The sequence below is a fragment of the Streptomyces sp. WY228 genome, assembly GCF_019287315.1.
In the GTDB taxonomy this organism is placed as follows: Bacteria; Actinomycetota; Actinomycetes; order Streptomycetales; family Streptomycetaceae; genus Streptomyces; species Streptomyces caviscabies.
Genome location: NZ_CP079114.1, coordinates 5,217,647 through 5,230,468 on the forward strand (window position 1 = coordinate 5,217,647; position 12,822 = coordinate 5,230,468).

Genomic DNA, 12,822 nt, shown 5'->3' on the forward strand with positions numbered 1-12,822 from the left:
CGCCGGGAGCCTCAGGCCCCCGCGCCCCGGGTTCCGCGCCGGATCAGGCCGTCCACGATCGCGTCCAGCTCCTCGACGGTCTCGTAGTCGGCGGCGTACTCCCGCCAGCGGTCCTTGACCCCGGTGAGCCGGGGCAGCTCCGCCGCGTCCTCCTCGGTGATCATCTCCGGGAAGAACTCCCGGCGCGAGGGGTTCTCCGCCCGGCGGGCCGCCGCCCTGCGGAAGACCAGGTCGCCGTAGACGTAACTCCAGATCGTCCGGTACGCCCGCACCGAGCGGGCCGGTGAGAGGCCGCAGGCGAGCGCGCAGTCGACGATCTCCTCCACCATCCACAGGGCGTTGCGGTCGGTCAGCTCGCCCAGCGCCAGGACGTCCAGCACCCAGGGGATCCGGCCGATGATGTCGTGCATGTGCGCGGCCACCGCCACGATCCGCTCGCGCGGGTCCTCGGGAAGCTCCGGGCGCGGGAACGCCGCCGCGGTGCCGGACAGGGTGAGCATCAGCAGCTCGTCCTTGTCCTGCACGTAGTGGTAGAGCGCCATCGGCGTACTGCCCAGCTCCTTCGCCACCCGCCGCATGGACAGGGCGGCCACGCCCTCCTCCTCGACGATGCGGCGCGCGGTGGCGACCATCACGTCCGGGTCCAGCCGCCGGGGCCGCCCCACGGGCCGCCCGGACGCCCCGGTCTTCTTCTTCGCGGGCTTCTTCTCGGTCTTCTCGCTGCCTGACACCTGGGCATTCTCCCCTTACGGCTCCCTCGGCGTACCGGCGCGTCTATTTTCTATACGTGTATGGTAATTCTCGATCGAGGGGCACGTCGAGAAACACGCCGAGAAACACATCGTGGGGAAGGGGACGTCATGGGCGGGACGACGAAGGAACCGGGCGCGGGGGAGCGGCCCGCGCGATGGCTGCTGGTGGTGGCGCTCACCGTGCAGTTCCTGGTGTCGCTGGACATGTCCGTGGTGAACGTCGCGCTGCCCGACATCCGCAGCGACCTCGGCTTCGGCGGTGACGGGCTGCTGTGGGTCGTGAACGCCTACGCCCTCGCCTTCGGCGGACTCCTCATGCTCGGCGGCCGGCTCGCCGACCTGGCGGGCCCCCGCCGCGTCCTGACGGCGGGTCTGGTCCTGTTCGGACTGGCCAGCCTGGCGGGCGGGCTCGCCTGGTCGCCCGGTTCGCTGGTGGCGGCGCGCGCGGTGCAGGGCGTCGGCGCGGCGGCCCTCGCCCCGGTGGCGTTCGCCCTGATCACCCTCGCCTTCCCGGCCGGGCCCGCCCGGTCCAGGGCGCTCGGACTGTGGGGCATGGCGGGCGCGGCGGGCGGCGCGGTCGGGGTGCTGGCGGGCGGCGTGCTCACCGACGCGACCGGCTGGCGGTCCGTGATGCTGGTCAACGTGCCGATCGTCGCCTTCGCGCTGGCCGCCGCCGCGCGCACCGGCTCCGTCGGCGGGCAGCGTCGGACCGGGGCCCGGCTGGACGTGGCCGGGGCGCTGCTGGCCACGGCCGGGACGACGCTGCTGGTCCTCGGACTGGTGCGGACCTCGGACCACGGCTGGACCTCGGCGACCACGCTCGCCTCCCTCGGCGCGGCGGTCGTCCTGCTGGCCGCCTTCGTCGCCGTCGAACTGCGGACCGCCTCCCCGCTGCTCCGGCCCGGCCTGCTGAAGGGGCGGCCGGTGCTGACCGCGAACCTGTTCTGTCTGCTGCTCGCCTCGGCCCAGTTCGGCGCGTTCTACTTCGTCTCGCTCTACATGCAGCTGGTCCTCGGATTCGGGCCGACCGCCGCCGGGTTCGCGTTCCTGCCCTTCTGCGTGGGCGTCGTCGCGGGCTCGGTCCTCGCCACCCGGGCGGTGGCCGCGCTCGGCATCCGGCGGCTGATGACGGTGGGCGCGACGCTGGCCGCGCTCGGGATGGGCTGGTTCGCGGCGACCGCCACGGTCGACGGCGGCTTCCTCGTCTCCATCCTCGGCCCGTCGCTGGTCTGCTCCTTCGGCATCGGCCTGTGCTTCGTCCCGCTCGGCACGGCCGCCACGACCGATGTCGCACCCGGCGAGACCGGCATGGCCTCCGGGCTGCTCAACAGCTCGCGGCAGGTCGGCGGCTCGCTCGGCCTCGCGGTCCTGGTCACCATCGCCGCCCGGGTCACCGGCGGCTCCACCGGCCCCACCGAGCTGTCCTCGGGGTACGCGGCCGCCTTCTGGGCCGCCGCGGGCCTGCTGGCGGCGGCCGCGCTGGCGGCGTACGTCCTGCTGCCGGCGGAGCGCCGGACCGGGGTCGCGGGCCCGGCGGCCGTGGAGCCGGACAGCGGCGCGGCCGCCCGCTGAGCCCGTACGGGTACGGGGCCGGGCGGGTCCGATGAGTTCGGGCGGCGGGCCGGGTCTACCTTCCACGACGTCCGGACCGCCCGGTCCGGACGGGTGGACGGCCCGAGGAGTGGACCATGCAGAAGATCACCCCCTGTCTCTGGTACGACGGCCAGGCCAAGGAGGCGGCCGAGCACTACGTCGCGATCTTCGGCGGCGATTCCCGGATCGGGGACATCACCTATTACGGCGAAGAGGCCCCCGACAAGACGGGTTCCGTGCTCACCGTCGACTTCCGGCTCGCGGGCCAGGACTTCATCGGGCTCAACGGCGGGCCGCAGTTCCCGTTCACCGAGGCGATCTCGCTCTCCGTCGACTGCGCCGACCAGGCCGAGGTCGACCGGTTCTGGGCGGCGCTCTCCGAGGGCGGCGAGGAAGGACCGTGCGGCTGGGTCAAGGACAAGTTCGGCGTCTCCTGGCAGGTCGTCCCGAACGAGCTGCAACGGCTGGTCACCGGCCCGGACAAGGAGCGGGCGCAGCGTGTCGTCAAGGCCATGCTCGGCATGGGCAAGCTGGACGTCCAGGCGCTGCGCGACGCCTGACCGCACCGCGTCGGTGGTGATCGCGGCGCGTCGGTAATGTTCTGCGCATGCCACGCCGTGCCCCGCTGCCGCCCCCTCCGCCGCCCGTCGAGATCCGCACCTGGCCCGACCGCGAGGCGATGCTCGCCGACCGGGCGGTGGTCCTGGGCGAGCTGGTGAAGATGCATGTGGGGCCGGGGCGGCTCGGGCTGCTGTGGATGTGGGCGGCGCTCGCCGCGATCGGCTGGAGCCTGGTGGGCACCGGGATCGTCATGTTCGAGCAGGCGATCGACCTGGTCGACTTCGTCAGTGTCATCGGCGGCATCGTCAGCCTGGTCATCGGCGCGGCGGTCCTGATCCCGGCCGTCGCCTTCCTCTGCCTCGGCGTCTCCCGCGACCGGAAGGTCCGCACGCTGCTCACCGCCTGGGGCGCGCTGGCGCGCGACCCGGAGCGCGACCGGCGGCTGCGGATGCCCGAGATGAGCCTCATCTGGCTGCTGCTGTCGTTCGGCCTGGGCGCGGTGGGGCTGGCCCTGTGCGTCATCGGGCCCGCGAGCGCCCGGCCCGGCCGGGACACGTACGGGCTCGTCGCCCTGGTGGTGGGCGTCGGCATGGTCGCCTGGCTGACCGCGCTGATCGGCGCGGTCACGGCCCTGGCGCACCGCCGCTGGGTGGTGGGCGTCCTGATGGGCACCGGGGGCGGCGGGGGCGGTGGAGGCACGGGGGCCGGGACCGGGGGCGGTGCGGGGGCCGGGGACGGGGCCGTACGGCCGTCGGCCGCGCCGGAGTCCGGGCCCGTGCGCCCGCCCTATGTCCGCACCGGCGGGCCCGGTCACCGCTGATCCAGCCCGTCCGGCACTTGAGGACGGAACCCTTCGCCTGGTGGGCGAGCCCCTTACGGGCCCCGTGGCAGGGGAGACCCTTGTCCGCACCCGGGACGTGCTCGACGGTTCCGTCCTCAAACGCCGGACGGGCTGGGTGGGCCCGCGGGACGGGCTGGGTGGGTCCGCGGGACGGGCTGGGTGGGTTTGCCGGACGGCGGTCGCAGCGACCGGCTTACCCCAGCGGGTGCCCGAGCAGCATCGTCGGAGCCCCCGCCACCCGGGTCAGGAACACCGTCACCGCGTTCGGTCCGGCGAGCTTCATCCGGCGGCGCAGCTCCTCCGGCTCGACCGCCGAACCGCGCTTCTTGACGGTCAGCACGCCGACCTCCCGCTGCCGCAGCAGCGCCTTCAGCCTCTTCATGTTGAAGGGCAGCTGATCGGTGATCTCGTACCCGGAGACGTACGGGGAGGAGTACGGCTCGTCGCTCGTGACGTACGCGATCGTCTCGTCCACCAGCCGCCCGCCGCACCGCTCCACGATGTCGGCGACCAGATGGGCCCGGATCACCGCGCCGTCCGGCTCGTACAGATAGCGCCCGACCGGGCCCACGGGCGGGGCGGGCAGCGGGGCCGGGGCGGTCAGGGTCGCCCCGGAGGGCAGCAGCGTGGCCCGGAACGCACCGGGCGCGAAGCCCTCCCCGTACCAGAGCACCGCCTCCTTCACGTCGCCGCCGTCCGAGATCCACTCGGCCTCCGCCTCCGGGCCGATCGCCTCGTGCGGGATGCCGGGGGCGATCTTCAGCGCCGCCCTCGGGGCCTTCAGCGCGGCGGCCGTCGCCCAGGACAGTGGCGGTGAGTACGCCTCCGGATCGAAGATCCTGCCGCGTCCGCCGCGCCGGGCCGGGTCCACGAAGACCGCGTCGTACGGGGCGGTGTCGATCTCCGTGACATCGGCGCACCGCACCTCGACCAGCCCGGCAAGGCCGAGCGCCTCGGCGTTGGCGCGGGCCACCTCGGCGGTCAGCGGGTCGCGGTCCACGGCCAGTACGGAGATACCGGCGCGGGCCAGCGCGATGGCGTCGCCGCCGATGCCGCAGCACAGATCGGCCACGCTCCGCACGCCGAGCCCGGCGAACCGGGCGGCGCGGTGGGCGGCGACCGAGGTGCGGGTGGCCTGCTCGACGCCGTTGGGCGTGAAGTACATCCGGTACGCGTCCTCGGCCCCGAACTTCGCCACCGCCCGCTGCCGCAGCCGGGCCTGCCCGAGCGCCGCCGAGACCAGCTCCGCCGGATGCGTGCGGCGCAGCCGGGTCGCGGTGGCCAGCTCGTCGGCGGGGTCGTGGTCGCGCAGCCCGGCCAGCAGCTGCTCGCCCTCGGGGGTGCGCAGTGCGGCGAAGGCGGCGCGCGCGGGGTCGTCGGACGGGGCGGCGGGGGTCGATGCGTTCACCCGGTCCATTGTGGCCGGTGCGCGGGTGTGGGCCGGCCGGGGGACGGGGCCGGTCCGCTCGCGGTGTCGGGGCCGGAGACGGGCCGACGGCTGGCAGGATGCGGCGCCATGCAGCTAGTACGACAAAACGAAAAATCAGCCATGAAGCGGCACAGATCCGGCGTCGTCGTGCTGGCGGCCCTGCTGGCCGCCGCCGTCGCCTCCGGGTGCGCGGCGGAGACGGGCGGCAGCGGCACGGGAGCCCCCGGCGGACCCGCGAAACCCGCCGCCGGCCAGCAAGGCGAGGCCGCCCCGCAGGCCGGGCCCGCCCGCGCCCTCGACACGTACGCCGAGGCGCTCCGGAAGAAGCAGGCCGCACGGGCCGTCGCCGCGAAGAAGTGGGGCCTCGCCAAGACCCCGCTCGCGGCCCCCGAGCCGCCGAGGACGAAGCCGGCCATCACCACCCGCAAGGGCTTCGAGGTCCGGGACGACAAGGGGCTGCCGCCCGTCTTCACCACCGTCCCCACCAAGGAGAAGATCGTCTTCCTGACGATGGACGACGGGGCGGAGAAGGACCCCGAGCTGCTGCGGATGATGACCGAACTCTCCATCCCGTACAGCGCGTTCCTCAGCGACTACGTCACCAACGACGACTACGGCTACTTCAAGAAGATGCAGCAGCGCGGGGTGACCATCAGCAACCACACCCTCAACCACCGCTATCTGCCCGGCCTCTCCTACGCCGAGCAGAAGCGGGAGATCTGCGGCCAGCAGGAGAAGATCCTCAAGCACTACGGGAAGCGGCCGACCCTCTTCCGCCCGCCCTACGGCAACTACAACCGCGACACCCTCGTCATCGCCAAGTCCTGCGGGATCACCGCCGTACCGCTGTGGTCCTCCGAGGCCTTCCCCGACCACATGGAGTGGCGCGAGTGGGACCGGGACCTGCACCCCGGCGACATCGTCCTCACCCACTTCCGGGGCAAGGGCGACTGGAAGGGCTCGATGCCCGACATGATCCGCCGGGTCATGAAGACCATCACGGACAAGGGGTATGCGGTGGCGAAGCTGGAGGACTACGTCTGACCGGAGCCCTTTCCCGCACTCCGGCCCCTGATCGAGCCGTGATCGAGACGGCGCGAGGGTGGTGAATTGGCACTCCGCTTGACCGAGTGCTAATCGCGGTCATAGTCTCGGGTCTGGCACTCCCCCCTGGAGAGTGCCAGCACCACCTTTGCGCGACAGGGCAGGTCCGGCACCCGCGACGACGGATCGGTCTGGTCGCCGCCCACAGACTGTTAAACCCCGTGAGATCTCCGAAGGGGGAGACCGGATCGTGTCGACCACCAGCTCCAAGGTTGCGATCAAGCCGCTCGAGGACCGCATTGTGGTCCAGCCGCTCGACGCCGAGCAGACCACGGCTTCCGGCCTGGTCATTCCGGACACCGCGAAGGAGAAGCCCCAGGAGGGCGTCGTCCTCGCCGTGGGCCCGGGCCGCTTCGAGAACGGCGAGCGGCTTCCGCTCGACGTCAAGACCGGCGACGTCGTCCTGTACAGCAAGTACGGCGGCACCGAGGTGAAGTACAGCGGCGAGGAGTACCTCGTCCTCTCGGCCCGCGACGTCCTCGCGATCGTCGAGAAGTAATTCACCCACGTTTGCTTGTGTTCTGCGCCCCTGGCCCCCTGCGAGATAACTAGCCGGGCGGCGAGGGGCGCAGTTCATTTTGAGAGGGATACAGCCCATGGCGAAGATTCTGAAGTTCGACGAGGACGCCCGTCGCGCCCTTGAGCGCGGCGTCAACAAGCTTGCCGACACGGTCAAGGTGACGATCGGCCCCAAGGGCCGCAACGTCGTCATCGACAAGAAGTTCGGCGCTCCCACCATCACCAACGACGGTGTCACCATCGCGCGCGAGGTCGAGCTCGACGACCCGTACGAGAACCTCGGTGCCCAGCTCGTCAAGGAGGTGGCGACCAAGACCAACGACGTAGCGGGTGACGGCACCACCACCGCGACCGTCCTGGCCCAGGCGCTCGTCCGCGAGGGCCTGCGCAACGTCGCCGCCGGCGCCTCCCCGGCCGCCCTGAAGAAGGGCATCGACGCCGCGGTCAAGGCCGTGTCCGAGGAGCTCCTCGCCACCGCCCGCCCGATCGACGACAAGTCCGACATCGCCGCCGTGGCCGCGCTCTCCGCGCAGGACACCCAGGTCGGCGAGCTCATCGCGGACGCGATGGACAAGGTCGGCAAGGACGGTGTCATCACCGTCGAGGAGTCCAACACCTTCGGTCTGGACCTGGAGTTCACCGAGGGCATGGCCTTCGACAAGGGCTACCTGTCCCCGTACATGGTGTCCGACCAGGAGCGTATGGAGGCCGTCCTCGACGACCCGTACATCCTGATCCACCAGGGCAAGATCGGCTCCATCCAGGAGCTGCTGCCGCTCCTGGAGAAGGTCATCCAGGCCGGCGCCTCCAAGCCGCTCCTGATCATCGCCGAGGACGTCGAGGGCGAGGCGCTCTCCACCCTCGTCGTCAACAAGATCCGTGGCACCTTCAACGCCGTCGCGGTGAAGGCCCCGGGCTTCGGCGACCGCCGCAAGGCCATGCTCGGCGACATCGCCACCCTCACCGGTGCGACCGTCATCGCCGAGGAGGTCGGCCTCAAGCTCGACCAGGCCGGTCTGGACGTGCTCGGCACCGCCCGCCGCGTCACCGTCTCCAAGGACGACACGACCATCGTCGACGGCGGTGGCAACACCGAGGACGTCAAGGGCCGCGTCAACCAGATCAAGGCCGAGATCGAGTCCACGGACTCCGACTGGGACCGCGAGAAGCTCCAGGAGCGCCTCGCGAAGCTGGCCGGCGGCGTGTGCGTGATCCGGGTCGGCGCCGCCACCGAGGTGGAGCTCAAGGAGAAGAAGCACCGCCTCGAGGACGCCATCTCCGCCACCCGCGCCGCGGTCGAGGAGGGCATCGTCTCCGGCGGTGGCTCCGCCATCGTCCACGCCGTGAAGGTCCTGGAGGGCAACCTCGGCAAGACCGGCGACGAGGCCACCGGTGTCGCGGTCGTCCGCCGCGCCGCCGTCGAGCCGCTGCGCTGGATCGCCGAGAACGCCGGCCTGGAGGGTTACGTCATCACCTCCAAGGTCTCCGAGCTCGACAAGGGCCAGGGCTTCAACGCCGCCACCGGCGAGTACGGCGACCTGGTCAAGGCCGGCGTCATCGACCCGGTCAAGGTCACCCGCTCCGCCCTGGAGAACGCCGCGTCCATCGCGTCGCTGCTGCTCACGACCGAGACCCTGGTCGTCGAGAAGCCGGCCGAGGAAGAGGCCGACGCCGGTCACGGCGGCCACGGCCACTCCCACTAGTACGGCCCCGTACCTTCCGGTACGGCCGAGGCCCGGTACCCCCGTCGCGGGGGCACCGGGCCTCGGTGCGTTCCGGGCGGCCTACGCCCTGCGCGCCAGGTCGTCCGGGGTGACCGGATCCGCGAACGGCAGCCCGCTCGCGTACCGCGCCACCTCGTCCAGCGCGCAGTCCGCCAGCCGGTGGATCTCGTCGCCCAGCGAACCCGCGACATGCGGTGTCAGCAGCACGTTCGGCAGGTCGTACAGCGGGGATCCGGGCGGTGGAACCTCCGGGTCCGTCACATCGAGGACCGCGTTCAGCCGCCCCGACACCAGCTCCGGCAGCAGCGCGTCCTCGTCGATCAGCGAACCGCGCGAGGTGTTGATCAGCGTCGTCCCGTCCGCCATCGCCGCGAGCTGGGCGGCGCCGATCAGATGCCGGGTCGCGGGCAGCTCCGGCGCGTGGACCGAGACGATCCGGCTCCGGGCGCAGAGCTCGTCCAGGCCCGCCTTCGCCGCGCCGAGCCGCGCCGCCGCCCCCGCGTCCACGTACGGGTCGAAGAGCAGCACGTCCAGGTCGAACGGGCGCAGCAGCTCGATCACCCGGCGGCCGATCCGCGAGGCGCCCACGATGCCCACGCACCGCCGGTAGTTGCCGTGCCCCGCCAGCTCCGCCCGCCAGTCGTGCGGGGCGCGCAGCTGCCGGTAGCGGTGGGCGGCGGGCAGCACGTTCTTCCCGGCGAACAGGATCGCGGCCAGCGTGTACTCCGCGACCGGCAGCGCGTTGGCCCCGGCCGCCGAGGCGACCCGGACGCCCCGCTCCCAGCAGGCCGGGGTGATGTGGTGCTTGACGCTTCCCGCCGCGTGGACGACGGCCCGCAGCCGGGGCGCGGCGGCGAGGACGCCGGCGGTCAGCGGGGGCGCGCCCCAGCAGGTGATGAGCAGTTCCGCCTCGGCGAGCGCGGCCGCCACCTCGGGTTCCGGGTCGGTCAGCCGGTGCGCGACGAGCGCCGGGTCGGTGTCCACGAGCGCGGTGAGCCGGTCCCGTTGTACGGGGGTGAAGAGGCGGTCCGCGATGCCGGGGCCCATGGCGAGGAGGGCGGTGGGGGTGGGGGTCACTTGAGGCTCCCTGCGGTCAGGCCCGCCTTCCAGTGCCGCTGGAGCAGGACGAAGGCGATGATCAGCGGCGTGACGGCGAGGAGCGAGCCGGTCACGACCATCGGGTAGAACGTCGGGTCGGCGTTGGCGTTGCTGTGCCAGTTGTAGAGGCCCAGGCTCAGCGGATAGAGGTCCTTGTCCGAGAGCATCACCAGCGGGAGGAAGAAGTTGTTCCAGATCGCGGTGAACTGGAAGAGGAACACGGTCACGAACCCCGGCATCACCATCCGCAGGCCGACCGACCAGAAGGTGCGCAGCTCACCGGCCCCGTCGATCCGGGCGGCCTCCAGGACCTCGTCGGGTATGTAGCCCGCGCTGAAGATCCGGGACAGATACACGCCGAACGGGTTGACCAGGGCCGGGATCAGCACCGCCCAGTAGGTGTTGACGGTGCCGGTCTCGACCGCCAGCAGATACAGCGGCAGGGAGAGGGCGGTGGAGGGCAGCAGCACACCCAGCAGCACCAGGGCGAACAGCTTCTCCTTGCCCCGGAAGCGGTACTTGTCGAAGGCGTACCCGGCGGCGACGCTGACCAGCGAGCAGCCGAGCGCCCCGAGGCCCGCGTACAGCAGCGAGTTGCCGTACCACCGGAAGTAGATGCCGTCCTGGTAGGACGTCAGCTCGGAGAGGTTGTGCCCGAGGTCGAAGCCCTCGAAGGAGAAGACATCGCCGCCCAGCAGGTTCCCGGCGTCCTTGGTGGCCGCCGTCAGCAGCCAGATCAGCGGGAACAGCGTGTACACGGCGGCGATCAGCAGAACGACGTTGACCGTCGTCTTCGACAGCCATCGGCCGGAGGTCATCGGCGTGCCTCCTTCCTGCGGTTGGCGAAGCGTGTGACGACGAAGGACAGGACGGCGGCGACCAGGGCGATCAGGACGGACGCGGCGGCGGCGAGACCGTAGTCGTTGCGCTCGAAGGCGGCGCTGTACGCGTACATGTTCGGGGTCCAGGTGCTGGTCACCGCCGAGCCCGAGCCACGGCTGAGGATCAGCGGTTCGGTGAACAGCTGGAGCGAACCGATGATCGTGAAGAGCAGGACCATCACCAGCGACGAGCGGATCAGGGGGAGTTTGACCGAGAAGGCGATCCGCCAGTTCCCCGCGCCGTCGACGGTCGCCGCCTCCAGCAGCGAGCGGTCCACGGCCTGGAGGGCGGCGTAGAAGATCACCACGTTGTAGCCGAGCCACTGCCACAGCGCGATGTTCACGATGGAGGGCAGCGTGCCCTCGGAGGAGAAGAAGTCGAAGCCGAAGCCGCCGGCCTCCATGGCGGCGACGACCGGGCTGAGCTGCGGGGTGTAGAGGTAGATCCAGATCAGCGCGGCGATCAGGCCGGGGATGGCGTGCGGGAGGAACAGCGCCAGCTGGAAGAAGCGGCGGGCGCGGGCCAGCGCGGTGTCCAGCAGCAGCGCCAGCACGATCGCGCCGCCGCCCATCAGCGGGATGTAGAACGCGCAGTAGCCGAGCAGCACCCAGAAACCGTCGCGGAACGCCTGGTCGCCCAGGGCCGTCGCGTAGTTGCCGAGCCCGTCGAAGACGGTACGGGGACCGTCGAAGCCCAGGCCGGACTGCTTCTCGGTGAAGAGGCTGAGCCAGAGCGCGTAGCCGACCGGGACGATCATCGCCACGGTGAACAGGGCGAAGAAGGGGGCGAGGAGCGTGCCCGCCGCCAGCCGGGTCCGGGCCCTGGTGCTGAGCGCCGTGGACCGGCGGCCGGTGCGGGCGGTGTCCCGGGGCGGCGTGGTGCGCGGCCCCGGCACCCCGGGGCGGCGTTCGGTGTCCTGGGTGCTCATGAGCCCTCCGCCACCTTCAGGCCGCGCTTCCGCAGGTCGGCGACGGTGGCCTCGTGGGCCCGCCGGATCGCGCGCGGCAGCGTCGAGCCGCCGCCGACGACCTCGCCCAGCTCGTCGCCCAGCGCGGCGTTGGTCGCCCCCGGGCTGGGGCCCCACACCCAGTCGGGCCCGATGGACCTGCCCGCCTCCTCGAACAGCCCGTACAGGTCCTGACCGCCGTAGAAGCTCGTGTCGAACGCCTTCCTCGCGATCGGCACCATGGCGGGGGAGGCGGGCAGGGCGCTCGATGTGCTCGCCCCGATCCGGGCCTTGATCGCGTCCTCGTGCGTCGACATCCACAGCGCGAACTCGACGGCGGCCGCCGTCCTGGTGCTGCCCTTGCTGACGGCGAACGTGGAACCGCCGATCATCCCGCTGGCCGGCCGGTCCGCCTCCTGGCTCGGCAGCCGTACCGCCGCCCACTGGCCCTTCTGCTCGGGCACGATGCCCGCGAGCACGCCCGCGCTCCAGGACGCCCCGAGGTAGCCGACGGTGGTGCCCTGCTTGAGGGAGCCGGTCCACTCGGGGCTGAACGAGGAGGCGGTGGAGACGAGCCGGTCGTCGATCAGGCCCTGCCAGTACGCGACGGTGCGCTCGGAGGCGGGGTCGGTGGTGTCGATCCGCCAGGCGTCGGTCCCGGCCCGGAACCACTGCGCGCCCGCCTGCCACGCCATGGCCTGGAAGAACGTCGGGTCGTCGGGGAAGAAGGTGGCGATCCTGGTCCTCGGTGAGGCCTTCTTCACCTGCTCCGCCGCGCTCCGGAAGTCGTCCCAGGTGGCGGGCGGTTCGATGGAGTGCTCGGTGAAGAAGTCCTTGCGGTAGTAGAAGATCTGCGGCGCGGCGTCGAAGGGGACGGCCCAGTTCTTGCCGCCGAGCGTCGTCATCTCGATCGTCTGCGGCAGGAACTTCTTCTTGACGTCCTCGGTCAGATAGGGGCTGATGTCCTGCAGCGACCCCTGGCTGACGAACGCGGACAGCTGCGGATACTCGATGGAGAGCAGATCGGGGGCGATGCCCGCCTTCACCGCGTTGGCGATCTTGGGGTAGCCGCCGAGACCGCCCGAGGGTATCTCCTCGAACTCCACCCGGATCGTGTCGTGGGTGGCGTTGAACGCGTCCACGACCTCCTGGGATCCCTTCGTCCATGCCCAGAAGGACACGGTCACCGGGTCGTCGGCGGTACCTCGGGCGCGGGAGTCGTCGGCGCCGCCGCACGCCGTGACGACGGCGAGAGCGGTGGCGGCGCCGACCAGCGCATGGACGGGACGGGACCAACTGCGGCTCACGGCATGGCTCCTGTACGGGCGGACGGTACGAGCTGGGTAGCCGCGATATTTCGATTCCGCCTGAGC

At 71.7% G+C, this 12,822-nt stretch carries 12 protein-coding genes; 6 read left to right on the plus strand and 6 right to left on the minus strand.

The genetic code is table 11. The features are described 5' to 3' along the window. Positions 1-11: 11 nt before the first annotated feature. Positions 12-731 carry a TetR/AcrR family transcriptional regulator gene (locus KV381_RS23000; RefSeq protein ID WP_030084394.1) on the minus strand — a complete coding sequence of 240 codons (720 nt, stop codon included), beginning with the start codon at positions 729-731 and terminating at the stop codon, positions 12-14. A 129-nt stretch (positions 732-860) separates the two neighbouring features. Here KV381_RS23000 and KV381_RS23005 point away from each other — a divergent pair, with 129 nt between their 5' ends. The 3 genes from KV381_RS23005 to KV381_RS23015 all read left to right on the plus strand — a co-directional run bounded on the left by KV381_RS23005 (position 861) and on the right by KV381_RS23015 (position 3,726). Further along, entirely contained in the window at positions 861-2,324 is a 1,464-nt protein-coding gene (locus KV381_RS23005; RefSeq protein WP_218786101.1) for an MFS transporter, read from the plus strand. Between the two features lie 116 nt (positions 2,325-2,440). After that, positions 2,441-2,905: a VOC family protein gene (locus KV381_RS23010; protein ID WP_030084398.1), complete on the plus strand. Its 465-nt coding sequence runs from the start codon at positions 2,441-2,443 to the stop codon at positions 2,903-2,905. A 47-nt stretch (positions 2,906-2,952) separates the two neighbouring features. Beyond that, positions 2,953-3,726: a hypothetical protein gene (locus KV381_RS23015; RefSeq protein WP_256995137.1), complete on the plus strand. Its 774-nt coding sequence runs from the start codon at positions 2,953-2,955 to the stop codon at positions 3,724-3,726. Between the two features lie 214 nt (positions 3,727-3,940). Here the strand turns inward: KV381_RS23015 and KV381_RS23020 are convergent, their stop codons facing one another. Then, on the minus strand, positions 3,941-5,164 hold the full coding sequence (locus KV381_RS23020; protein WP_103537187.1) for a methyltransferase domain-containing protein: 1,224 nt from the start codon (positions 5,162-5,164) through the stop codon (positions 3,941-3,943). Between the two features lie 132 nt (positions 5,165-5,296). Here KV381_RS23020 and KV381_RS23025 point away from each other — a divergent pair, with 132 nt between their 5' ends. The 3 genes from KV381_RS23025 to groL all read left to right on the plus strand — a co-directional run bounded on the left by KV381_RS23025 (position 5,297) and on the right by groL (position 8,502). Continuing rightward, a complete protein-coding gene (locus tag KV381_RS23025; RefSeq protein ID WP_103537188.1) occupies positions 5,297-6,220 on the plus strand; it encodes a polysaccharide deacetylase family protein in 924 nt (307 codons plus the stop codon). Positions 6,221-6,470: 250 nt separating this feature from the next. Continuing rightward, the gene (gene groES / locus KV381_RS23030; protein WP_030084405.1) at positions 6,471-6,779 is read left to right on the plus strand and encodes a co-chaperone GroES; all 309 of its coding nucleotides are present in this window, start codon (positions 6,471-6,473) and stop codon (positions 6,777-6,779) included. Positions 6,780-6,876: 97 nt separating this feature from the next. Then, positions 6,877-8,502, plus strand: a complete 1,626-nt coding sequence (gene groL / locus KV381_RS23035) for a chaperonin GroEL (protein ID WP_030628675.1) — start codon at positions 6,877-6,879, stop codon at positions 8,500-8,502. A gap of 81 nt (positions 8,503-8,583) precedes the next feature. Here the strand turns inward: groL and KV381_RS23040 are convergent, their stop codons facing one another. The 4 genes from KV381_RS23040 to KV381_RS23055 are packed head-to-tail and all read right to left on the minus strand — an operon-like array spanning position 8,584 to position 12,756. Then, on the minus strand, positions 8,584-9,570 hold the full coding sequence (locus tag KV381_RS23040) for a hydroxyacid dehydrogenase (protein WP_050495719.1): 987 nt from the start codon (positions 9,568-9,570) through the stop codon (positions 8,584-8,586). A 26-nt stretch (positions 9,571-9,596) separates the two neighbouring features. Continuing rightward, positions 9,597-10,439 carry a carbohydrate ABC transporter permease gene (locus KV381_RS23045; protein ID WP_030084413.1) on the minus strand — a complete coding sequence of 281 codons (843 nt, stop codon included), beginning with the start codon at positions 10,437-10,439 and terminating at the stop codon, positions 9,597-9,599. Beyond that, the gene (locus KV381_RS23050) at positions 10,436-11,431 is read right to left on the minus strand and encodes a carbohydrate ABC transporter permease (RefSeq protein WP_030084415.1); all 996 of its coding nucleotides are present in this window, start codon (positions 11,429-11,431) and stop codon (positions 10,436-10,438) included. Before KV381_RS23050 ends, KV381_RS23045 begins: the two co-directional genes overlap by 4 nt. Further along, positions 11,428-12,756, minus strand: a complete 1,329-nt coding sequence (locus KV381_RS23055) for an ABC transporter substrate-binding protein (RefSeq protein WP_218786102.1) — start codon at positions 12,754-12,756, stop codon at positions 11,428-11,430. The genes KV381_RS23050 and KV381_RS23055 overlap by 4 nt, the downstream gene beginning before the upstream one ends. Positions 12,757-12,822: the final 66 nt, after the last annotated feature.

What these genes read in the sequence shown, in the direction of transcription:
- KV381_RS23005 (WP_218786101.1), top strand. Translation starts at nt 861, where the DNA reads ATGGGCGGGACGACGAAGGAACCGGGCGCGGGGGAGCGGCCCGCGCGA.
- KV381_RS23010 (WP_030084398.1), top strand. Translation starts at nt 2,441, where the DNA reads ATGCAGAAGATCACCCCCTGTCTCTGGTACGACGGCCAGGCCAAGGAG.
- KV381_RS23015 (WP_256995137.1), top strand. Translation starts at nt 2,953, where the DNA reads ATGCCACGCCGTGCCCCGCTGCCGCCCCCTCCGCCGCCCGTCGAGATC.
- KV381_RS23020 (WP_103537187.1), bottom strand. Translation starts at nt 5,164, where the DNA reads ATGGACCGGGTGAACGCATCGACCCCCGCCGCCCCGTCCGACGACCCC.
- KV381_RS23025 (WP_103537188.1), top strand. Translation starts at nt 5,297, where the DNA reads ATGAAGCGGCACAGATCCGGCGTCGTCGTGCTGGCGGCCCTGCTGGCC.
- groL (WP_030628675.1), top strand. Translation starts at nt 6,877, where the DNA reads ATGGCGAAGATTCTGAAGTTCGACGAGGACGCCCGTCGCGCCCTTGAG.
- KV381_RS23040 (WP_050495719.1), bottom strand. Translation starts at nt 9,570, where the DNA reads ATGGGCCCCGGCATCGCGGACCGCCTCTTCACCCCCGTACAACGGGAC.
- KV381_RS23045 (WP_030084413.1), bottom strand. Translation starts at nt 10,439, where the DNA reads ATGACCTCCGGCCGATGGCTGTCGAAGACGACGGTCAACGTCGTTCTG.
- KV381_RS23050 (WP_030084415.1), bottom strand. Translation starts at nt 11,431, where the DNA reads ATGAGCACCCAGGACACCGAACGCCGCCCCGGGGTGCCGGGGCCGCGC.